This is a genomic window from Clostridium fessum, from assembly GCF_003024715.1.
Classification (GTDB): Bacteria; Bacillota; Clostridia; order Lachnospirales; family Lachnospiraceae; genus Otoolea; species Otoolea fessa.
In genome coordinates, this window is the sequence record NZ_PYLO01000001.1 from 439706 (window position 1) to 461068 (window position 21363).

21 protein-coding genes are annotated in these 21363 nt (G+C 50.2%); 3 read left to right on the plus strand and 18 right to left on the minus strand.

What is annotated here, in order from left to right; translation table 11 throughout:
- Positions 1-47 precede the first annotated feature (47 nt).
- The gene (locus C7U56_RS02115) at positions 48-725 is read left to right on the plus strand and encodes a response regulator transcription factor (RefSeq protein WP_106999950.1); all 678 of its coding nucleotides are present in this window, start codon (positions 48-50) and stop codon (positions 723-725) included.
- Positions 722-1789: a HAMP domain-containing sensor histidine kinase gene (locus C7U56_RS02120; RefSeq protein WP_106999951.1), complete on the plus strand. Its 1068-nt coding sequence runs from the start codon at positions 722-724 to the stop codon at positions 1787-1789. The genes C7U56_RS02115 and C7U56_RS02120 overlap by 4 nt, the downstream gene beginning before the upstream one ends.
- A gap of 268 nt (positions 1790-2057) precedes the next feature.
- On the opposite strand, the gene C7U56_RS02125 is transcribed toward C7U56_RS02120, so the two are convergent.
- The 9 genes from C7U56_RS02125 to C7U56_RS02165 form a co-directional block, all read right to left on the minus strand.
- Positions 2058-2462 (minus strand): GerW family sporulation protein, encoded by a 405-nt coding sequence (locus tag C7U56_RS02125; RefSeq protein WP_022360264.1) that lies wholly within the window; start codon positions 2460-2462, stop codon positions 2058-2060.
- 1 nt (position 2463) lies between these two features.
- Complete coding sequence (locus C7U56_RS02130) at positions 2464-3561, minus strand: hypothetical protein (protein WP_106999952.1); 1098 nt, start codon at positions 3559-3561, stop codon at positions 2464-2466.
- Positions 3562-3683: 122 nt separating this feature from the next.
- A complete protein-coding gene (locus tag C7U56_RS02135) occupies positions 3684-4022 on the minus strand; it encodes a hypothetical protein (protein WP_106999953.1) in 339 nt (112 codons plus the stop codon).
- A gap of 103 nt (positions 4023-4125) precedes the next feature.
- The gene (locus C7U56_RS02140; protein ID WP_106999954.1) at positions 4126-5379 is read right to left on the minus strand and encodes a competence/damage-inducible protein A; all 1254 of its coding nucleotides are present in this window, start codon (positions 5377-5379) and stop codon (positions 4126-4128) included.
- A gap of 1 nt (position 5380) precedes the next feature.
- Complete coding sequence (gene pgsA / locus C7U56_RS02145; RefSeq protein ID WP_106999955.1) at positions 5381-5923, minus strand: CDP-diacylglycerol--glycerol-3-phosphate 3-phosphatidyltransferase; 543 nt, start codon at positions 5921-5923, stop codon at positions 5381-5383.
- Complete coding sequence (rimO, locus tag C7U56_RS02150; protein WP_106999956.1) at positions 5907-7250, minus strand: 30S ribosomal protein S12 methylthiotransferase RimO; 1344 nt, start codon at positions 7248-7250, stop codon at positions 5907-5909. The genes pgsA and rimO overlap by 17 nt, the downstream gene beginning before the upstream one ends.
- 274 nt (positions 7251-7524) lie before the next feature.
- Positions 7525-7779: a DNA-directed RNA polymerase subunit omega gene (rpoZ, locus tag C7U56_RS02155; RefSeq protein WP_022360270.1), complete on the minus strand. Its 255-nt coding sequence runs from the start codon at positions 7777-7779 to the stop codon at positions 7525-7527.
- Between the two features lie 17 nt (positions 7780-7796).
- The gene (gene gmk / locus C7U56_RS02160) at positions 7797-8417 is read right to left on the minus strand and encodes a guanylate kinase (protein ID WP_022360271.1); all 621 of its coding nucleotides are present in this window, start codon (positions 8415-8417) and stop codon (positions 7797-7799) included.
- A 108-nt stretch (positions 8418-8525) separates the two neighbouring features.
- Positions 8526-9404 (minus strand): YicC/YloC family endoribonuclease, encoded by an 879-nt coding sequence (locus tag C7U56_RS02165; RefSeq protein ID WP_106999957.1) that lies wholly within the window; start codon positions 9402-9404, stop codon positions 8526-8528.
- A gap of 144 nt (positions 9405-9548) precedes the next feature.
- On the opposite strand from C7U56_RS02165, the gene C7U56_RS02170 reads away from it, so the two are divergent.
- On the plus strand, positions 9549-11291 hold the full coding sequence (locus tag C7U56_RS02170) for an Rqc2 family fibronectin-binding protein (RefSeq protein ID WP_106999958.1): 1743 nt from the start codon (positions 9549-9551) through the stop codon (positions 11289-11291).
- A gap of 109 nt (positions 11292-11400) precedes the next feature.
- Here C7U56_RS02170 and serS read toward each other — a convergent pair whose 3' ends face one another.
- From serS to rlmN, 9 genes are all read right to left on the minus strand, one after another.
- Positions 11401-12678, minus strand: coding sequence for a serine--tRNA ligase (gene serS, locus C7U56_RS02175; protein ID WP_022360274.1), 1278 nt, complete (start codon positions 12676-12678; stop codon positions 11401-11403).
- A 280-nt stretch (positions 12679-12958) separates the two neighbouring features.
- Positions 12959-13795, minus strand: a complete 837-nt coding sequence (locus C7U56_RS02180; protein WP_106999959.1) for a pyridoxamine kinase — start codon at positions 13793-13795, stop codon at positions 12959-12961.
- A gap of 462 nt (positions 13796-14257) precedes the next feature.
- On the minus strand, positions 14258-14860 hold the full coding sequence (locus C7U56_RS02185; RefSeq protein WP_022360276.1) for an ECF transporter S component: 603 nt from the start codon (positions 14858-14860) through the stop codon (positions 14258-14260).
- Between the two features lie 117 nt (positions 14861-14977).
- Positions 14978-15628: a thiamine diphosphokinase gene (locus C7U56_RS02190; protein WP_107000407.1), complete on the minus strand. Its 651-nt coding sequence runs from the start codon at positions 15626-15628 to the stop codon at positions 14978-14980.
- A 5-nt stretch (positions 15629-15633) separates the two neighbouring features.
- On the minus strand, positions 15634-16299 hold the full coding sequence (gene rpe / locus C7U56_RS02195; protein WP_022360278.1) for a ribulose-phosphate 3-epimerase: 666 nt from the start codon (positions 16297-16299) through the stop codon (positions 15634-15636).
- 32 nt (positions 16300-16331) lie between these two features.
- Entirely contained in the window at positions 16332-17225 is an 894-nt protein-coding gene (gene rsgA, locus C7U56_RS02200; protein ID WP_106999960.1) for a ribosome small subunit-dependent GTPase A, read from the minus strand.
- Positions 17226-17250: 25 nt separating this feature from the next.
- Entirely contained in the window at positions 17251-19497 is a 2247-nt protein-coding gene (pknB, locus tag C7U56_RS02205) for a Stk1 family PASTA domain-containing Ser/Thr kinase (protein ID WP_106999961.1), read from the minus strand.
- On the minus strand, positions 19494-20240 hold the full coding sequence (locus tag C7U56_RS02210; protein ID WP_106999962.1) for a Stp1/IreP family PP2C-type Ser/Thr phosphatase: 747 nt from the start codon (positions 20238-20240) through the stop codon (positions 19494-19496). The genes pknB and C7U56_RS02210 overlap by 4 nt, the downstream gene beginning before the upstream one ends.
- Complete coding sequence (rlmN, locus tag C7U56_RS02215) at positions 20237-21301, minus strand: dual-specificity RNA methyltransferase RlmN (protein ID WP_022358690.1); 1065 nt, start codon at positions 21299-21301, stop codon at positions 20237-20239. The genes C7U56_RS02210 and rlmN overlap by 4 nt, the downstream gene beginning before the upstream one ends.
- Positions 21302-21363 lie beyond the last annotated feature (62 nt).

Consider the following 21363-nt stretch of genomic DNA (forward strand, 5'->3'; position numbering starts at 1 on the left):
TATGATATTACATCTTTTTAATTGAATTATAGGGAGGATTTACGGATATGTTTCACATTCTCGTGGTAGAAGATGATGCGAAACTGCGTTCCCTGTTCTGCACGGTACTCACCAACAATGGTTATCTGGCGCTTCCGGCAGAAAGCGGCGAAAAAGCATTATCTCTTTTAGATTCTGAATATGTAGATCTCATTATTTCGGATATTATGATGTCCGGAATGGACGGATATGAACTGATTGATCACCTGCGGACGAGTGGATTTACGATGCCGATCCTGATTATCACCGCCAAAGAGCGCTTCGAAGACAAGCAGCGCGGCTTTCAGGCAGGCACGGATGACTACATGGTGAAGCCGATCGATGTCAATGAGATGGTTCTGCGGGTTGGCGCCCTGCTCAAACGCGCCAAGATCGCGACGGAGCATCGGATTGTCTGCCAAAATACGATTCTCGACTACGATGCACTGACGGTCACGGCCAACGGGCAGGAGACACTTCTGCCGCAGAAAGAATTTTACCTTCTATATAAATTACTTTCTTATCCAAATAAGATTTTCACGAGGCAGCAGCTCATGGACGAAATCTGGGGGCTTGACTCGACAACCGACGAACGGACGGTCGATGTGCATGTCAACCGGCTGCGCGAACGGTTTAAAAACTGCGATGATTTTATCATCATGACCGTGCGGGGTCTCGGCTATAAGGCGGTGAAAACAGAAGTATGATCAGCAAAAACTTTACCAAATATTTCCAGATTCCACTCTACTGGCTGACCCTCCTGGTCTTTTTCTTCCTGGTGTCCTCGTTGATGCCGATGCTGACCGGATATTTTGTCTCGCTGCTCACAAGCGGAACAGATAAACACGAAGTTTTTCGGATTTTCGGTCCGAATTTTCCGAGTCTGATGTCATTTTTGAGCAGCCTTGCATTCAGTATCGCGCTGTCGCTGTTCCTCTGGTCGAAAATTCTCTGCCCCATCGGTTCCATAAGCCTTGCCGCTAAGCAGGTAGCAGACGGAGACTTTTCTGTTCATGTGCCAGATTCGAAGTCTTTGCAGGCGATCTGTGAACTAACCTACAATTTTAACCGTATGGTGCAGGAGTTAAACAGCATCGAATCGCTGCGAAATGATTTTGTGACCACGGTTTCCCATGAGTTCAAGACACCGCTCGCCGCCATCGAGGGCTATGCGACATTGCTGCAGGATCCATCTCTCTCAGAGGCGGACCGGAATGAATACACGCGCATCATCATCGACAGCACGCGCCAGCTCACCACGATGACCGGCAACATTCTTCTGCTTTCCCGCCTGGAAAAGCAGGAGATCGTGACCGGCCGCACGACGTTCAGCCTCGACGAACAAATCCGGCAGGCGATTCTTCTGCTGGAACCGCTCTGGGAGAAAAAGCATCTGAATCTCGACATTGATTTGACGGCGTGCAAATTTTACGGCAACTGTGAGATGCTGCAGCAGGTCTGGATCAATCTCCTGCAAAATGCCATCAAATTCACCCCGGCTGGCGGTATGCTTTCTGCCAAACTCGTTATCACAGGAGATAAGGTGCGTGTCTCCATCCGCGATACCGGCGTCGGCATGGATGACGCCACGATGAAACGGATCTTTGAAAAATTTTACAGCAGGAACTCGGATCCCAATGAAAAGGGCAACGGGCTGGGACTTTCCATCACGAAACGGATCATCGACCTGATGCACGGTACCATCGAGGTATCCAGCCAGGTGGACGAGGGTAGCTGCTTTACAGTGATTCTGCCACTTGAAAAAGCATAGAATCTCATCGGCAAAACATATTGTACCCGACAATCATCAGAGAAATGGCGATGCTGACCCATAGAAAATTCTTTGGGAAAATGAGCACCAGGGTCATGCCAAATCCCATTGAAAAAAGGACTAAACCAAATAAACGCTTCATAGAATGATACCTCTCTGAAATGTCTGTTTTCAAAAGAAGTTAAATAGCAGGCGATCATTGCCAGAGACATCTGACATTCGATCGTGTGCTATGATCATTCTATGAAGCGTTTTGATTTTAATTTCTTTATTTCTTCTCTTCCATCTCGCCCGCCATTTTCTCAGCTGTCTGCATCGTCTCCGCATCGATCGGTCCGGTGCTTCCGCCGACAAATTTATTGACGAGATCCGGTGCCATGTCGAGAACCTTGGTCAATGCATCCTGATGCTTGATATTGACCACTTTCGTCATGCCATTCTGAATGACCAGCACCGCGCTCGGCGTCATCTTGGCGCTCATGCCGCCCGCATTCTTCTCTTTCGCCGACTGACCAAACGCGCCCGCCGCCATGCCGCAGGTTACATCCACGAGTGGAAGTATAATCGCATCGCCAACTGTCACCGGCTCTCCCACGACTGTCTTCGTCGTGACGAACTCATCCATACCCTGAAATAATGCACCGATTGTCGATGCAAACTGATTGTCTGCCATATTATCTTCCTCCTCGGTTTCTATATTTATAAACCTGTGTCCGTACATTCTTATCCATCCAGATCCGAAGCGCCATCAATGCCAGCACGCCAATCTGGACTCTGCCCCGGAACGAAAGCTCCCCGTCCAGCGCATTTGCATCCATGACCGGAGTCAAATCAATCTTCTTTCCGTAAACTGGATACAAAAAAGCCGCCACACTCAAAATTTGTCCCATCAAATAAGGATCCTCCACGCCAAACGTAACCTGCCCGGACAGCTTTCTGGGAAATATATGCCGCAGAACTCGCATGAGCTGGCGTTTGATCAGGCGAAATGACTTCTGATTTTCTTCATTTTCTATAAATGCAAGGACGGATTGGCGTTTGTGCTCCAGGTTGTTGATTCGGGTAAGCAGCTTTGAGAGGGATTGCCGCAGGGCGCTCCATTTTTGTTTGAACCAGCTAATGATTCTATGAAGGAACGATTCACGCTTTTCCTGGCTGGGATTTGATTTTAATTCATTCTTTGCCCGATGCGTTTTTCCTTCTGCCTCTGACACTCCCGCCTCCTTCACATCTGGAAATGCATCTGCATTCTTCACAGCTTGAGACATTTCCGCCTCCCTCTGCGCACTCCGTCTCTTCACCGCCTCCTCCAGCAGCCTGGCAGTTTCCTCCGCTTTCTCGATCGCGGCGTCTGTCTTCTCCGATGCTGCTTCCGCCCGCAAAATCAGTTCACCGGTGTCTAAATCATCATCCTCTGTTTTCTCCTGCGCATTTACAAATTCCAGCTCATCCGAATCCGCTGCCTGCGTGCCTTCCCGCACACTCCTAGATTCCGTATCTTTCTCTTCACTCTCACTCCCGAAAATCCGGAATCCAAACAACTTAACCGTATATCGAAGCCCATTTTCATAAGCAATCCGCAACGACACCGCATGAAGCAGCCAATGGATATGCAGATGCACACAAAAATCCTTGATACTGTGGTAGCTTCCGTTCCCCCGGTATCGAATCGGGACAAATAAAACCGCCATCAGGCACAGAAACAACAGTCCCAGAATGACAAGAAGCAGGATTCCGAGTATTTTCAAGATTATGAACAAAATATGCAGCAATCCATCCCCTCCCCCTTCTTATTCTTTCATTGACAAATTCATGTATCAGCTCCGTATCATATGATGTTGGGGTCAAAAGACATTTTCAGTCCAAAAAATCTTCATCAAAGGCTACAAAATACTTACCTCTTTTTCCTCAGCCTGTCTTCCTTCTCTCTCAGATACGTCTTCACATCAAATCCACCCGTCTCGCGGTACGTTTCATCCACAATCCGCCCCACCGTCTCCACGGCATCCTGGTAGCTCGCGCCGACCCCTACGATCAGCAGATCCGCCTGCTCCCGGTAATAATTCTGCCGGAGCACATAGGCAGGCTGGATATCAAGCAGGTTGTGTCCGCCTGAGGCAGGCGTGATCACGTGAACGCCCGGCTGTAGCTTTCCGAGGCGGAGTTTCTGTAGAATCGAAAAACGATGCTTTTTAGCAGTTTCTCCCAGATACAGATATTTATACCAAATCATCGTCCCCGCCTCCTAAAAAAGGAGAGCCTGATCCATGGCGCTCTAAAAACAGCACGTTTCCGGCTATTTCTCCCCGCCTGTCAGCTCTCCCTCCTTTACATGATCAATCTTTTTTATAATTCTTAATAATCGACCGTCTCAGCAGATCCAGCGCCTGAATCACCGTCTGCTCACGCACCTTCTCGCGGTTTCCGCGGAAATGGTATTCCTCTACTTTGACTTTATCCTTCATATAACATGCGATATAGACGAGTCCCACCGGTTTCTCCTCGGTTCCGCCGTCCGGTCCGGCGATGCCGGTCACAGCGATACAGGCATCCGCATCCGTCGTAAATACACCGCCTGCAGCCATCTCACGCGCCGTCTGTTCGCTGACCGCGCCGTATTTTTTCAGGGTCGCCTTACTGACGCCCAGGATCTTTTTCTTTGCCTTGTTGGAATACGTCACGTATCCCTCGTTAAAGACCTCTGAGGCCCCCGGCACGTTGACGATGCGTCCGGCGATCAGACCGCCTGTGCAGGACTCTGCGGTTGTCACAGTCAGGTCGTATTTCTTTAAGAGGCGAACAACGACATCCTCCAGATTCTCATGCTCATCCGTCGTGTAAACCGCATTACCGAACCGTTTCTTAATCTCTTTGATAACCGGTTTTAACAGCTGTTTTGCCGCGTCTTCGCTCTCGGCTCTCGCGGTCACGCGCAAATGTACTTCTTTCGTCTTTGCATAGGTCGCAATCGTCGGGTTCGTCTGCTGGTCGATGAGGTCGAGAAGCATCTCCTCCACCTTGCTCTCCCCGTATCCGCAGATTTTGAGCATCTGGGAATAGATCACACAGTCAGATCGTTTCTGAATATAAGCACAAACCTGATCTTCCACCATCGGATACAGTTCGTTCGGCGGTCCCGGAAGAAGAATCGCGGTCTTACCGTTTTTCTCCAGGGCAAGTCCTGGAGCTGTGCCGTTTGTGTTGGAAAATACCACCGCGCCCTCCGGCACCAGCGCCTGACGCCAGTTGCTATCCGGAATATCGGTGCGCTTGCGCTGCCGGTACCAGTCCTCCAGATGTGCCCGCACCTCCGGATCCTCGACTAACGGCATTCCCATCAGCTCCGCGCAGACATCCTTCGTGATATCATCCTCCGTCGGTCCCAGACCGCCGCCGATGATAACGAGATCGGCTCTTGAGAGCGCCGTCCGGAAGACTTCTGTCATGCGCTCCCGGTTGTCCCCTACCGTCGTCTGGTAATAGACGTTAAGCCCCAGCTTTGCACACGTTTCCGATAAATACTGCGCATTGGTATTGACGATATTGCCAAGCAGCAGCTCTGTTCCTACCGAGATCAGTTCGACTATCATATCAGATACTCCCTTCTGTCAGTATTTTATGATTCTTGTAAATATAATCAACAAGTGACACAATCGTCAGCAGCAGCGCGATCCAGACACAGATCGTCGTGACAAACGCAAGCGCCGGAATATCCAGAATCAATAACACCACCGATACCATCTGAAACGTCGTCTTAAATTTGCCCCAATAGCTGGCGGCGATGACAACTCCGTTGTCCGAGGCGATCAGACGGAATCCGCTGATGATAAACTCCCGGCTGATGATGACGATAACCATCCAGGCTGGAAGCGCGTTCAGCTCGATCAGACAGATGAGCGCCGAGCACACTAAGAGCTTGTCCGCGAGCGGATCCATAAATTTTCCAAAGTTCGTAACCAGATTGTACTTTCTGGCAATCTTTCCATCCAGAAGATCGGTCAGGCTGGCTATGATAAACAGTGCCAGTGCAATCATACGGAAGGTACGGTTTTCACCATTCTGCCAGAGAAGAAAAAACACAAAAAACGGAATCATGATGACGCGAAGCGTCGTAAGCTTATTCGGTAAATTCATCAGCCAACTCTCCTATCAAATCATATTCGAGTGCTCCCGTTACGCGGACACGGCAGAAATCGCCGGACATCAGCGGAACATCCGCATTGACAAAAATCAAACCATCTACGTTCGGCGCGTCCTTATAGGTACGTCCCACGAAAGCATTCTCGTCTGCCACTTTTCCCTCGATCATAACCTCAAGCACACGGTCTTTCATATTCTCGGCTTTCTCAAAGGCAATCTCCTGCTGCAGCTCCATGATCTCGTCGCGGCGGTCTTCCTTGACCTCCTGCGGTACCTGATCCGGATATCCGGCTGCCGGTGTGTCCTCTTCCGCAGAGTATGCAAACACGCCCAGGCGGTCAAATTCCATCTCATCGACGAACCGCATCAGTTCCTCATGATCCTCCTGTGTCTCACCCGGGAAACCGGAAATTAAGGTCGTGCGGAGTGCAATATCTGGGATCTCTTCCCGCAGATGCGCGATCCGCTCCCGAAGCTCCGCCTGATTCGTACGGCGTCCCATCCGCTTGAGAACGGCATCGCTCGCGTGCTGGATCGGAATATCCAGGTAATGACAGACTTTTTCCTCCGCCTTGATCGCCTGAATCAACTCCTCGGTGATCTCCTCCGGATAACAGTACTGGATACGGATCCATTCGATTCCATCGATCTGTGCCAGTTCATGTAAAAGTTTCGGCAGGGTCTTCTCTCCATACAAATCCACGCCGTAAAGCGTCGTCTCCTGTGCGACAAGAATCAGTTCCTTCACACCCTGATCCGCAAGCTCCTTTGCCTCTGCGAGAAGCTGCTCCATCGGCACACTGCGGTACGGTCCACGCAGGGACGGGATAATACAATAGGTACACCGTTTGTTACAGCCCTCGGAAATCTTTAAAAAAGCATAATGTCCGCCGGTCGTCACCAGACGTTTGCTCCGCATCTTCGTCTCCGGAAGTTCGGACAAATCGTGGAAATCAGATACCCGCTCGCCCTTCAGCGCCTCCGCCAGCACCTTGCTGACCTCATCATAGCTGGTCGTACCGAGAATACCGTCCACCTCCGGCACCTCCTGCAGGATCTCTTCCTTGTAACGCTGTGCCATACAGCCGCTGACTAAGAGCGCCTTGCAGGTTCCGCTCTTTTTGTACTCTGCCATCTCTAAGATGGTGTTGACACTCTCCTCCTTGGCATCGTTGATAAAGCAGCAGGTATTGACCAGAATGACATCTGCCTCCTGCTCGTCATCGGTAAACGTGTACCCGTCCTGGCTCAGCGAACCCAGCATACGCTCTGCATCAACCAGGTTTTTATCGCAGCCAAGGGATATACAAAGTAATTTCATTCAATTCTCTCCTAATACCATATTTAAAAAATTTCTGTAACCATAATCGATTTGAACCGTCACAAAAATTCTATATCGTAACTGTTCAGTATCTTCACAGTCACGCGCAAAAATCCATTAAAAATTGCCTACGGCAATGGGATTTTTTCCTGCTGGCCCATGTTTTCGTACGGTCAGCGCAGTAAATGCGCAGACCTACTGAACAGTTACTCTATATCTAAGAAAAGACCATCTCCATGTACATAATGAACACGGGACGGTCTTCTGTCGCCTTTTAGACCTCTTCCTCCGGGGAATCGTTCTCTGCTACAATTTTAACCTTAGAATGGTACAGCTCGTCGATCGCGATCGAAAGCGGTTTTCTTCCATTCTCAATGACCAGTGCCTCATCACCGGCGATCAGCTGTCTTGCACGCTTTGCAGTCGCAATTACGATGGAGTAACGGCTCTGAATCAGCGGTTCTTTCCCCGGCTCAGCCTCTTTGTTTACAACATTAATTAAGTCAAGATATGACGGACGCAGCATCATAATACATCTTTCTCCTTTCAGAATTGCTTCATCTCTTCTTTTATTTTTTCAATCAAAGTCTTGTGATTTTCTGTTCTGGCATGCATCGCCTGAATCAGTGCGTGCATTTCTTCTACACAGCGGTCTACCTCATCATTCACCAGAATGAAATCGTAGTCATCCATCTGCTTGGACTCCTCTGCTGCTCTCGAAAGCCGTGCGGCAATCTTCTCCGGTGTCTCGGTTCCACGACCTGCCAGCCGGTTTCTAAGCTCCCCGGCACTCGGCGGCGTGACAAAAATGAGAACTGCCTCCGGGAATTTCTTCTTGATTTTCAGGGCACCCTGAATCTCAATCTCCAAAAGAACATCCTTGCCCGCTTTCAGGTTGGAAAACACATACTCCTTCGGTGTGCCGTAATAGTTTCCGACATACTGGGCGTATTCGACCAGCTCATCGTGTTCGATCATCTGTTCGAACTCTTCCCGGGTCTTAAAGAAATACTCTCTTCCATCAACCTCGCCCTCGCGCGGTGCGCGGGTGGTCGCGGAGATGGAAAGGGCATAATTGTCATACCGCTCCAGCAATGCACGCATCAATGTTCCCTTGCCTGCCCCTGAAAATCCGGATATAACTGCCAGTACTCCCTGATTATCCATATATTTCGCCTGCTTTCTAAATTCTATCTATTATTACAATATTTCATATTCTCCGTATTTTCACCGCCAACGGCAGCTTTCCGTGAATACCTCTTCCAGCATGATCGGCTATTCAATATTCTGAATCTGCTCTCTGACTTTCTCGATCTCTGTCTTGAGTGCAATCGCACAATCGGAAACCTCCAGATCGTTTGCCTTGGAAAGAATCGTATTCGCCTCGCGGTTCATCTCCTGTGCAATGAAATCCAGCTTACGTCCGACGCTTCCGCCCGCCGTCAGCTCCTTGCGGGTCGCCTCAATGTGGCTTCTCAGGCGGACCGTCTCCTCATCGGTGCAGATCTTATCTGCAAAAATCACAACCTCTGCCGCAATCCGGCCTTCATCGACGCTGCTTCCTTCCAGAAGCTCTTTCACCTTATCTTCCAGTTTCGCCCGGTATTCTTCCACGATCTTCGGGGAACGTTCTTCAATCTGATCGACCAGCGTTACCATATAGTCCAGCTTGCCAAGCAGATCCTGCTTCAGATTCTCACCCTCGCGTGTGCGTGTCTCGACAAATTTCTCTGCCGCCTCGCCGATCGCCTTTTCGAGAATCTGCCACATATGCTCCTCGTCCTCCGGCACCTGTTCCATCGTAAAGACCTCCGGACACCGTGCAAGACGCATCACCGTCGCGTCATTCGGAATCCCAAGCTCGTCCGCCATCTGACGGAAATAATCCATATACTCGCCGGCCAGGGAACGATTGTACTTTAAGGACATCTTCTCATCCGTATAATCTTCATAGGAAATAAAGACATCTACCTTTCCCCGCTGAATGTATTTCTTGAGCTGCGCGCGAATCGCCGCCTCAAAGTAATTAAATTTCTTCGGCATCTTAATGCTGAGATCCAAGTAACGGTGGTTTACCGCCTTCATCTCCACAGAAATCTTATATTCATCCGTTGCCATCTCGCATCGGCCAAATCCAGTCATACTTTTAAGCATAGTGACGCCTCTCTCTTTCATCCATAGATAATGGTATTATAATGCAAATCGCCGCAAGCGTCAACCGAATTTAAAAGTGATTGTTTTTCGTGTCTTCTTTCATTATAATAGTAGATACTACACAAATAAAGGAGCACCAAAACCATGGCATTTGACGGAATTGTAATCGCAAACCTGGTTAAGGAGTTTAGTGACGCGCTTACCGGCGGCAAGATCGCAAAGATCACGCAGACCGAGCGCGATGAACTTCTTTTTACCATAAAGAACTTCCGGGAGACGAAACGACTTCTTCTCTCGGTCAACGCAAGTCTCCCGCTGGCATATCTGACGGATACCAACAAGCAGGGACCGATGACTGCCCCGAATTTCTGCATGCTGCTTCGCAAGCACATCGGAAGCGGACGCATCGTGTCCATCAGCCAGCCGGGTCTGGAACGCTGTATTCATTTTGAGATCGAACATCTGGACGAGATGGGTGACCTCTGCCGCAAGCTGCTTATCGTCGAACTGATGGGAAAATACAGCAATATCATTTTCTGCAGCCCTGACGGCACGATCCTCGACAGTATCAAACATATCTCCGTGCAGGTCAGCTCCGTGCGCGAGGTTCTGCCGGGACGGCAATATTTCCTCCCGCAGACGGTCGCGAAGCAGGATCCGCTGACTGCATCTGCCGATGATTTCGCCTCCATTCTGGCACAGTCACCGGCACCGGCAGGAAAAGCCATTTACACGAATTTCACCGGTATCAGCCCGGTCATGGCAGAAGAATTCTGCTATGAGGCATCGATCGATGCCGACCGCCCCGCATCGGAACTGAATGAGCTGGAGCGCACGCACCTCGGGCACACGCTGGAACTGGCAATGGAATCCATCAAAAATGGACAGTTCTCGCCCTGCATCGTATACCGTGAAGATGAGCCAATGGAATTTGCCGCTCTCCCATTGGCCTCGTTCCCGCCGGAATATCAGGTCGAACACTTTGATTCGATCAGTAAAGTGCTGGAGACCTACTATGCGTCCAAGAACGTCATCACACGAATCCGCCAGAAATCCTCGGATCTGCGCCGGATCGTCCAGACTGCCCTGGAGCGCAATTATAAAAAATACGATTTGCAGCAGAAACAGTTAAAGGACACCGAAAAACGGGATAAATACAAGCTCTACGGCGAGCTGTTAAACACCTACGGTTATGAGCTGACCGGCGGCGAAAAAGAACTTGTCTGCACGAACTACTACACAGGAAAAGAGGTCAAGATCCCGCTTGACCCGCAGCTGACCGCCCGCGAAAATTCGCAGAAGTATTTTGACAAATATGGAAAACTCAAACGTACTTTCGAGGCTCAGAGCCAGCTCATTGAGGAGACGAAGCAGGAGATCGAGCACCTCGAATCCATCAGTACCTCCCTCGATATTGCCTTAAAGGAGGAAGATCTGACCCAGATCAAGCAGGAGCTGACGGAATATGGCTTCATCAAAAAGCACGGTCCGGCTGGAAAGAAAGTGAAAATCACAAGCCGCCCATTCCACTACCTTTCCTCCGACGGATTCCATATCTACGTCGGCAAAAACAACTACCAGAATGAGGAGCTGACCTTCAAGATCGCGACTGGAAATGACTGGTGGTTCCACGCAAAAGGAATCCCGGGTTCCCATGTCATTGTGAAATCCGAAGGAAAAGAGCTTCCGGACCGCACCTTCGAGGAAGCTGCCGGGCTGGCTGCCTACTATTCCAAGGGACGGGAAAATGAAAAAGTTGAGATCGATTATGTACAGAAAAAGCAGGTCAAAAAAGTAGCGGGCGCTGCTCCGGGATTTGTGATTTATCATACGAATTATTCGATGATGGCGACGCCGTCGAATCAGCTGGAAGAACTGCCATCATAATGCCGCCTGAAAAAAGACAATGTCTATATTTCTGCAATTCACAATGAGTCCAGTAAAAAACGCCACAGGCACACAACCCATGGCGTTTTTTTACTGGACTCAAATGAACTTAGCGAATCTCGCTCTTACCACCCATATACGGACGCAGAACCTCCGGAATGCGGACAGAACCGTCTGCCTGCAGGTTGTTCTCTAAGAATGCGATCAGCATACGCGGCGGAGCTACTACAGTGTTGTTCAAGGTGTGTGCAAAGTATTTGCCGTCTTTGCCGTTGACACGGATCTTCAGACGTCTTGCCTGTGCATCACCTAAGTTGGAGCAGCTTCCAACCTCGAAATATTTCTTCTGACGCGGGGACCATGCCTCTACATCAACGGATTTTACTTTCAGATCAGCCAGGTCTCCGGAGCAGCACTCCAGAGTACGAACCGGAATATCCATGGAACGGAACAGGTCCACGGTGTTCTTCCACAGTTTGTCATACCACATCTTGCTGTCTTCCGGTTTGCAGACTACGATCATTTCCTGTTTCTCAAACTGGTGGATGCGGTATACGCCTCTCTCCTCGATGCCGTGAGCGCCCTTCTCTTTACGGAAACACGGAGAATAGCTGGTCAGTGTTTTCGGAAGCTCTTCCTCCGGAACTACGGTATCAATGAATTTACCGATCATAGAGTGCTCGCTGGTACCGATCAGGTAAAGATCCTCGCCCTCGATCTTGTACATCATCGCATCCATCTCATCGAAACTCATAACGCCGGTTACAACATTGCTGCGGATCATGAACGGCGGGATACAGTAGGTAAATCCACGGTCAATCATGAAATCTCTTGCATATGCGATAACAGCAGAATGAAGTCTTGCGATATCGCCCATCAGGTAATAGAAACCATTTCCAGCTACCTTTCTGGCACTGTCCAGATCGATGCCGTTGAATTTCTCCATAATCTCGGTGTGGTACGGGATCTCGAAATCCGGTACAACCGGCTCGCCGAAGCGCTCGATCTCTACGTTCTCGCTGTCGTCTTTACCGATCGGAACACTCGGATCAATGATGTTCGGGATGGTCATCATAATCTTTAAGATGCGCTCGCCAAGATCCTTCTCCTGCTCTTCCAGCTCAGACAGGCGGGCAGACTGCTCTGCTACCTGTTTCTTCAGCTCTTCTGCTTCCTCTTTCTTTCCCTGACCCATCAGAGCGCCGATCTGTTTTGCAATCTTGTTCTTGTTCGCACGCAGATCGTCTGCTTCCTTCTTCGCTGCACGGTTCTTGGCATCCAGCTCAATTACCTCATCTACCAGCGGAATTTTCTTGTCCTGGAACTTATTTTTAATATTCTGCTTTACAATGTCAGGATTTTCTCTGACGAATTTAAGATCTAACATATCTTCCTCCTACTGTTATGCAATTAACTGCACGAAAACTAGTTATAATTATACTACAACTTTGTACGAATGAAAAGCCCTGTTTCAAGAGTTCCTCTGTTCGTTACTGTTCACGCATACGTGAACAGTAACGGAATTTGCCGTGGCTTCGCATTTAAATACGGCAAATTCCTGCTGCCACCACGTTTTCTTACGGCACTTTCGGTTCCAAAAGTGCCTACCCGTGAACTGTAACCTCTGTTCTTCTTGATACAAAACAGGATAGACTGCCCCATTATATTTAACTCAATTTCGTCAAATAGGACAGACACTCCTCCAGGCACAGTCCGTCCTGCTCCGGGGCACCAAGTTCTTCTGTCTTTTCCACACATTTTTTTGTAAAAGCTGCCGCCCGTCTGACGGCTTCCTCCATCGGCACACCTCGCACCATGCTGGCACCGATGACTGCTGCAAAGACATCCCCGGTTCCGTGGTAATTGCCCGCCACAAATTTAGTTGCATGAAAGACCGGCTCCTTGCCGCGCTCATGGATCACGTTGAGGATCTGTTTGCCCTTGACCACGCCTGTCAAAATGACTGACCGCGCGCCCAAAAGGTGAAGCTTCCAGGTCAGATCTGAGAGCTTGCGCTTACTCCATCCATTTTCCTGATACAGCGTGTCCGTCAGGGCACAGGCTTCCGTCAGATTTGGCGTGACAACGTCCGCATACTGCATCAGCTCCCGCATCGCCTCGATCAGATCCTCGTCACAGACGCTGTAGAGATGTCCGTGGTCTCCCATCGTCGGATCTACCAAAACCTGCGTATTTTCCCGTTTGAAATCCCGGATAAAATCTGCCACGATCGACGCCTGTCTGGCAGAACCTAAGAATCCAGTCATGATTCCGTCCATCTCAAATCCCATCTTCCGCCACGGCTCCAGGTATGCCTCCATCCGATCGGTATAATCATCCATATAGCATTCCGGATATCCCGCGTGATTGGACAGCACCGCCGTCACCACCGGACAGCACTGTACCTTGAGGGCGCTGATAACCGGCATCGCCGCCGTCAGCGAACAGCGCCCGTAGCCTGACAGGTCATTTAAAACCGCTATTTTCTTCTGAATTCCTTCCATGTATAATTTTTCCTCATTTTCTTAATTTTAAGATACCAGGGTCAAAAGGTCAGAAGTTCGACGCAAGCTTGCCTGCAGGAGAATTTTTGACCTTGGGACCCGCCAAAAACATGAGTAAGTAGCCATTTTTCCAAGAAAAATGAGCGAATTACGAATGTTTTTGAAGATTGCGGGAGCATATAGTGCGGAGCAATCTGGTATCAGAGGGGTCAAAACGTCTTTTGACCCCAACATCAATTTTAAGCAACCTTATAATCTAACATATTCTCGCAGCAGATACGACTGCCTGCGGCATGATTCTGGTTCCTACAAGCGTGTATCTATGCATTTGTGTTTTATAAGCCGCACACTCCAATGACGCAACAAGGAGACTGCGCCCGGACAGATGTTTTTCCCATTCTGCCCAACCACAGTCTCCTGTATGTATTTCATTTTAATTCTTCTCGACTGAGATAAATTGCCTTATGCTCTCGCTTCTACAGACAATGCATCCAGAAAACCTGCCTTGCGGAGTGCCGGACGAACTGCCATATATATAACAACAGACGCAATCGTAGATGTCACCGCATTGATCGAAGTCGCTGCGATATTCCATGCAAGTGTGAGCTCTGCCGCCGGTTTACCAATGATCCAGAGTTTATAATAATATCCGATCAGCGGATCTGCAATGACGTTGAATAAAAGACCTGCCACCGCTGCTGCAATCGTAAAACCAAGGATGTGGTTCTTATCGGTGCTCCGGTCAATCTTGCCCAGACGATGTGCTACGAATCCGGCGATCAGTCCGATGCAGAGTTTGCAGATAAATGTCTTCGGTGCATATACAATATAAACCGGATCGAGAAGGTCACCTATCGTCATGCCGATAGCACCTCCCAAACCGCCGTAAAAGCCGCCGACTAAGAGTGCCCCGATGACACAGACTGCATTTCCCAGATGAATGGAAGTTGCATCGCCGCCCGGAAGTGTGATCTTCACCTGTCCGTATGTAAATACGACATAGGAGAGAGCTGCCAGCAGACCGACCATCGCGATCTTGTAAGCCTGATTTGATTTGTTTGCCATGATGTTTCATCCTCCCTTGTTATTGGACTCATCATAGCACAATCTTGTCCCCTGAAAAACATACAGTTTTTATCATTTTAAGCAGGTCAGTTATAACTTGCCACTTTTTTATCCGGATTAATCATGTGCCTCCACGCACAAAAGGACGCCTCTCTCCAGCTCCAGAATGCCCTCTTCCCGTTTGAGTTCATTGCTGATGCAGAGACTCGTCCCCAGCCCGATCGTCCGCCGCTGGAGCGGGTATTTAAATCCCCGCAGCGTCAGCCCCTCGACAGTCTCGGTCATCGGCAGGAACGAAATGTATTTTCCATACACCTCTTCCCGGTGAAATACCTTATGCCCGCCCAGAAGATACAGGCGGTTGCGGGCATCATAAATATTCACTTCCATTCCCTGGCAGAAAAACTGATACATCAGCTGGATATTGCCGATGGCGTGATCCATACGGCCGCCCAGCGCCCCCAGGATATCAACTGCCTCACAGCCCTGGCGCGCCGCCGTCAAAAGCGCCAGCTCCGTATCCGTCTCATCCTTCTCCGGTTTATGGATCTCAAATTCGATGTCCGGCTGGTTCTGATATTCTTCCAGAACCTTTTTGTCCACCGTATCCAGATCGCCGACCACCGCATTTGGAGAAATATGCAGCGGGCGCAGAACCTCCAGCCCCGCATCTGCCGCAATTACATAGTCATACGAGCGCTGTGAGAGAAAATCTTTCGCAAACGCAATATCAATCGTTCCGCCTGTCACAATCAAACAACGCTTCATCTTCATCATCCCTGTTCAAATTCCTGAAAAATATTTAAAAATGTTTTTACATTCCCAGCCGGGTTTCCCTTAAATACGGCGCTTCCCGCCACGATCACATCGGCTCCTGCCTCTAATACCGTCCGCACATTGTCCGGCGTGATTCCGCCGTCCACCTCAATGCGGGTGGAAAGTCCCCTCTCGCTGCACATTGCGCGCAGCTTCTTGATTTTTTCTACCGTATATGGAATAAATTTCTGACCGCCAAATCCCGGGTTGACCGTCATCAGAAGAACCATGTCCACCTCCGGCAAAATAACATCCAGTGTCTCGACCGGGGTCGCCGGATTTAACGCTACACCTGTTTGCAGCCCTGCCTCACGGATCTGCGCGATCGTGCGGTCCAGATGAAGACAGGCTTCCTGATGCACACAGATCAGATCCGCCCCCGCTTTTTTGATATCCTCTACGTAACGTCCCGGTTCTTCCACCATCATGTGTACGTCAAACACACGATCCGTCACCGGGCGCAGGCTCTTAATTACCGGCATTCCAAAGGAGATACTCGGCACAAACGCGCCATCCATCACATCCAGATGGATGTACTGTGCGCCTGCCTTGTCCACCTCAGCGACCTGCTCTCCCAGCTTCGTAAAATCTGCCCCCAGAATCGAAGGTGATAATATAATCATGGTTCTTTCCTCCCATTTTTTGTATAATATCCTCAACGGCTGCTTCTGCCGTATTTCTTTTTCTCTTTTAATTCCTGATACATCAAACGGTAATTGTCATACCGGCTCTGCCCGATCTTATGCTCCTGCACCGCCGTCTTGACGCCGCATTCGCGCTCGCCAATGTGGACACAGCCTAAGAAACGGCATTCATCCTCATATGCCTCAAATTCCGGGAAAAAGTCCTTGAGCGCCTCCGGCTCCAGATCCTCGATATAGAGAGAACTGAATCCCGGCGTATCCATCATATAGGTGCTCTCTTCCACGAAAAACAGTTCTGAATGGCGCGTCGTATGTTTGCCCCGGCGGATCTTCTCACTGATACCGCCCGTCTCCATCTGTGCCTCCGGCTGGATAAAGTTCGTGATCGACGATTTTCCGACACCCGAAGGTCCTGCTAAGACCGTTGTTTTCCCAATGATCAACCGATGAAACTCCTCCAGCCCTGATTTTTCGTAGGTGCTGATAAAATGCACCGGATAGCCCGCCGGTTCATAGATCGCACGCAGCTTCTCCTGCTCGGCTGCATCGACCAGATCGATCTTGTTGAAACAGATGCTGACCGGAACTTCCTGCCGTTCCATCATGACGAGGAAGCGGTCGAGAAGGTTTAAATTTGGCATCGGATCGGTGATGGCAAAAACCACCACCGCCTGATCAACATTTGAAACCGCCGGGCGGATCAGACGGTTTTTACGAGGAAGGATCTCATCGAGATTGCCTGTCGCCTTCTCCTCATCGAGAACACTGATCTCCACGTCATCGCCTACCAGCGGCTTGATGCCGCGATTTCGGAAAATTCCCTTTGCACGGCATTCATATACCTTTCCAATACCGTCGTGTACATAATAGAAACCGCCGATCCCTTTAATTATCTTTCCCTGCATACCTGTACCTTACAACTACCTCTTATTAATTATCTGAAACTTCCACAAATTCAAGCTGATACGTTTTTAGAACCCGATCGTTCGTCAGATCGAGGATCTGCAGCTCGCCTGTCTGCACACCGTCCGCTCCCTCGATATTATAATGAATCGGAAGCGTGATATCGCCGCCGATCTCCCTCGGTTCCATGACCGTCTTAGTCACAGTATTGCCGGCAATCGTCTGCTTCATCACAATACTGACGCGGATATGCGTATCTCCGGAACTTGGTCCAAACAGTTCACTCATCTGGAATTCATCGTTGATCGCCGCCACATAGCGGGTCCCTTTTCCCAGACTGACTGTATAGCCAATGGCACTTCCCTCCGGTGTATCTGTTTTCTCCAGGACATCCTGACTGATGATCTTGCCCTTTGCCACTTCCGAACTCTTCGCTTCCTTGCGCTCGCCAAGCTCTAATCCGACCGCTTCCAGAACAACTTTTGCATTTTCCTCTGAAAGCCCTGTAATCCTCGGCATCGGTACCGTCGGTACGTTCGGACCTGTGCTGACATACAGCGTCACCGTGCCGCCCGGATCCACGCTGGACGGACTGTATCGGATCACTATACCGGAGGCAACCGTATCGCTGCTCTCTTTCTGCACTACTACGGTCAGTTTATTTTCTTCTGCCAGAAGCGTCTCCGCATCCTCGCCGGACATCTCTTCCAGTCCAAGTTTCGTCAAATCTATTGCCTCATTGCCTTCTCCGATCGTGACGATAACTTCCGTCTGTTTCGAGACAACCGTGCCGCTGGCAATACTCTGACCGATGACCTTCCCTTTTTCAGAGGTTTCCGACTTTGCATATTCATAACGGATTTTCAACGACTGCTTTTCCAATGCTGTCTTCGCCTCATCCTCCGTCATGCCGTCCAGTGGCGGAACCCTGCACTCCGTTGATTCCAGACTCTCGCTCTCAGACGCCTCCGAAGAAGCTTCAACGGTCGTCTTCGGATGCTTCTGACTACCAGATCCCAGATTAAAGATGCCTGTCAACTTCGCAGCAATGACAATCACAACCACCACAATCAATACGGCTGCACCGATTCCAATCATCGTAAGCAGGCGCTCCATCTGCGGATTGACATCCTCGCTGTCTTCTTCTATACGGCGTCCCTTCCGTCTACGGTCTGGGCGCCTTGAGGTTTCTTCCTCATAGACATCCGTCTCTTCTTCCTGCCAACCTTCTATCTCTTTCTCCGGCGGTTCCGGCTCTTTCCAGACTACCTCACCACGTTCATTTTCTGTCGGAACCGGTCCGGTCTTTTCGCTCACTGCCGGATGTTCCATCGTTTGTTCCAGATTTCGATTTCTCTGTGCCTCCATCTGGCGGTTCAGTTCCTCTGCCCCGCGCACGACTGTCGGGGAATTTTCATCAAATTCCGGTTCTTTTTTCAGAAAATCATCGTTTGGATCCACCAGCGCATGGCGCAGATCCGCGATCAGCTCATACGCATTCTGGTAACGGCGTTCCGGCTTTTTCTGGGTACATTTTAAAATAATGCGGTCCAGGCTTGCCGACACCTCCGGGTTGATGCGGCTCGGCGGCTGCACCGGTTCTTCCAGATGTGCCAGTGCCACTGAAACCGGGGTATCCCCGTCAAACGGAAGTTTTCCTGTTAGCATCTCATACATCGTGATTCCCAGTGAATACAGATCGCTTCGTCCGTCGCTATAATTTCCTTTTGCCTGCTCCGGCGAGATATAATGCACGGAACCGACCGCATTGACCCCGGTCGTCTGGGACGATACAGCTCTGGCGATACCGAAATCCGCCACCTTCACCTTGCCGTCACGCGAGATAATCATATTCTGCGGTTTGATGTCCCGGTGCACAATATGCTGGTCATGTGCCGCTGCCAGCCCCTGCGCTACCTGGATGGCAATTCCAATCGTTTCTTTAACGCCCAGATGACCTTTCTTGAGAATGTAGCTTTTCAGCGTGATTCCCTCGATGAGTTCCATGACGATATAATGAAGACTGCCCTCATCCACAACGTCATAAACACTCACAATATTGGGATGGGAAAGCCCTGCCGCCGCCTGCGCCTCCATCTTGAATTTGCTGACGAAATTCGCATCCTGGCTGTACTCATCCTTTAAAACCTTGATCGCCACCAGACGGTTCAGAGTGTGGCATTTTGCCTGATACACCTCTGACATGCCGCCCGTACCAATCAGTGAGAGGATCTCATAGCGATCCTGCAGATAAGTTCCCGGTTTCAGCATCATGATTCTCTCACCTCCTTGATCTGCGGGTCAATCAATATGACCGCGATATTATCTTTCCCGCCGTTCTGGTTTGCGAGCGCCGTGAGCGCCCTTGCCTTGGTGTCCAGGGTTCCCGGCAGAAGCACCATCCGGTAAATTGCTGAATTATCCACCATATTGGTTAACCCGTCCGAACACAGCAGTATGTAATCGCCCGGGTTCAGTGAAACCTCAAAGAAATCCGGCTCCACATGCCCACCGATCCCGACTGCGCGGGTAATGATATTTTTCTTCGTCTCATATTCCCGGCTGCCGCGGCTCATCTGTCCCAGCGAGACCATCGCCTCCACGTAGGAATGATCCCGGGTAATCTGATGAATGCCGGAGCGCTCAATCCGGTAGAGACGGCTGTCCCCCACGTTTGCCACGTAGAGTGTATTTCCCTGAATTGAAGCCGCTACCAGCGTTGTTCCCATGCCGGCAAGCTCCTCGCGCTCACAGGAAAGGGTATAAAGTTCCTGATTGACTGCCTCGATCCCCTTTCGAAGCGCCGCGACCGGCTCATTCTCACCACTCTCTTTGATATATTCCGGCATATGCTCGATCAGATAGCGCGAAGCAAAATCTCCCGCCTGATGACCGCCCATTCCGTCCGCCACGACAAACAGGTTGGAAAGTTCTCCCACCGGCTCCGTGCTGGCAAACTGAGCATCCTGATTGACCTTACGCGTTTTTCCGATATCCGTCAGTGCGTATGCTTTCATTTGACTGCCGCACCTTCTTTCTCCTGCTCTTTATCCATATAGCTCTTCCGGAGCTGTCCGCAGGCACCGTCTATGTCGCGCCCCATCTCGCGCCGGATTGTCACATTGATTCCCTTAGATTCCAGACATCCCTTAAATGCTTCGATCGCTTTTCGTCCCGACTGTACATAAGAGCGCTCCTTGATCGGATTGACCGGAATCAGATTCACATGCCCGTGCTGATCCTGAATCAGCGCCGCCAGCTCGCGCGCCTCGTCCAGATTGTCGTTGACTCCCTGCACCAGGCTGTACTCAAACGTCATGCGGCGTCCCGTTTTTTCAAAATAGTAATGACAGGCCGCCAATACATCCTTTAACGCATATGTACGCGCGATCGGCATCAGGCTCTTCCGCACCTCGTCATTCGGCGCATGCAGAGAAAGTGCCAGCGTGATGGTCAGTCCCTGATCTGCCAGCTCCCGGATCTTCGGAACCAGCCCACAGGTGGAAACCGTCACATTTCGCTGACTGATATGCAGTCCGCCTTCCTCCGTCAAAAGATGGATAAAGCGGATCAGGTTATCGTAATTGTCCAGCGGTTCACCCGATCCCATCACAACCACGTTGGAAACGCGTTCGCCTGTATCGCGCTGAATCTGATAAATCTGGTCCAGCATCTCCGACGGGCGCAGGTTCCGTTCCAGGCCGTCCAGGGTCGAAGCACAGAAACGGCAGCCCATCCGACACCCCACCTGCGAGGAAATACAAACGGAATTTCCATGCTTATAACGCATCAGGACACTCTCGATGACATTGCCGTCCGCGAGGCGGAACAGGTACTTGCGGGTTCCATCGATCTGCGAAATCTGCACCCGTACCTTTTCCAGCGATACATACTCGCACGCGTCCTGCAGCTTCTGCCGGAGTACCTTGGAAAGGTTTGTCATATCGTCAAAGGAAGATGCCAGTTTTTCATGCATCCACTGATAGATCTGGGCGGTCCGGAATGGTTTTTCGCCCAGACTCACCAAAAAGGCACGCAGTTCCTCCTGCGTCATTGATTTTATATCCTGCTTTTCCATATCGGACTGCCTCCCTCTCTCCTATATGCACTCTCGGAGTCTTTCCTGTATTCATACACTGT

Excerpts from the sequence above, each read along its gene's own strand:
- C7U56_RS02180 (WP_106999959.1), bottom strand. The coding sequence starts at position 13,795 with ATGGAAGGAATTCAGAAGAAAATAGCGGTTTTAAATGACCTGTCAGGC.
- C7U56_RS02125 (WP_022360264.1), bottom strand. The coding sequence starts at position 2,462 with ATGGCAGACAATCAGTTTGCATCGACAATCGGTGCATTATTTCAGGGT.
- pgsA (WP_106999955.1), bottom strand. The coding sequence starts at position 5,923 with ATGAATTTACCGAATAAGCTTACGACGCTTCGCGTCATCATGATTCCG.
- serS (WP_022360274.1), bottom strand. The coding sequence starts at position 12,678 with ATGTTAGATCTTAAATTCGTCAGAGAAAATCCTGACATTGTAAAGCAG.
- gmk (WP_022360271.1), bottom strand. The coding sequence starts at position 8,417 with ATGGATAATCAGGGAGTACTGGCAGTTATATCCGGATTTTCAGGGGCA.
- rimO (WP_106999956.1), bottom strand. The coding sequence starts at position 7,250 with ATGAAATTACTTTGTATATCCCTTGGCTGCGATAAAAACCTGGTTGAT.
- C7U56_RS02140 (WP_106999954.1), bottom strand. The coding sequence starts at position 5,379 with ATGATAGTCGAACTGATCTCGGTAGGAACAGAGCTGCTGCTTGGCAAT.
- rpe (WP_022360278.1), bottom strand. The coding sequence starts at position 16,299 with ATGATTATATTATCACCTTCGATTCTGGGGGCAGATTTTACGAAGCTG.
- C7U56_RS02120 (WP_106999951.1), top strand. The coding sequence starts at position 722 with ATGATCAGCAAAAACTTTACCAAATATTTCCAGATTCCACTCTACTGG.
- C7U56_RS02190 (WP_107000407.1), bottom strand. The coding sequence starts at position 15,628 with ATGAAGCGTTGTTTGATTGTGACAGGCGGAACGATTGATATTGCGTTT.
- rlmN (WP_022358690.1), bottom strand. The coding sequence starts at position 21,301 with ATGGAAAAGCAGGATATAAAATCAATGACGCAGGAGGAACTGCGTGCC.
- C7U56_RS02135 (WP_106999953.1), bottom strand. The coding sequence starts at position 4,022 with ATGATTTGGTATAAATATCTGTATCTGGGAGAAACTGCTAAAAAGCAT.
- C7U56_RS02115 (WP_106999950.1), top strand. The coding sequence starts at position 48 with ATGTTTCACATTCTCGTGGTAGAAGATGATGCGAAACTGCGTTCCCTG.
- C7U56_RS02170 (WP_106999958.1), top strand. The coding sequence starts at position 9,549 with ATGGCATTTGACGGAATTGTAATCGCAAACCTGGTTAAGGAGTTTAGT.
- rpoZ (WP_022360270.1), bottom strand. The coding sequence starts at position 7,779 with ATGATGCTGCGTCCGTCATATCTTGACTTAATTAATGTTGTAAACAAA.
- rsgA (WP_106999960.1), bottom strand. The coding sequence starts at position 17,225 with ATGCAGGGAAAGATAATTAAAGGGATCGGCGGTTTCTATTATGTACAC.
- C7U56_RS02165 (WP_106999957.1), bottom strand. The coding sequence starts at position 9,404 with ATGCTTAAAAGTATGACTGGATTTGGCCGATGCGAGATGGCAACGGAT.
- C7U56_RS02185 (WP_022360276.1), bottom strand. The coding sequence starts at position 14,860 with ATGGCAAACAAATCAAATCAGGCTTACAAGATCGCGATGGTCGGTCTG.
- C7U56_RS02210 (WP_106999962.1), bottom strand. The coding sequence starts at position 20,240 with ATGAAAGCATACGCACTGACGGATATCGGAAAAACGCGTAAGGTCAAT.
- pknB (WP_106999961.1), bottom strand. The coding sequence starts at position 19,497 with ATGATGCTGAAACCGGGAACTTATCTGCAGGATCGCTATGAGATCCTC.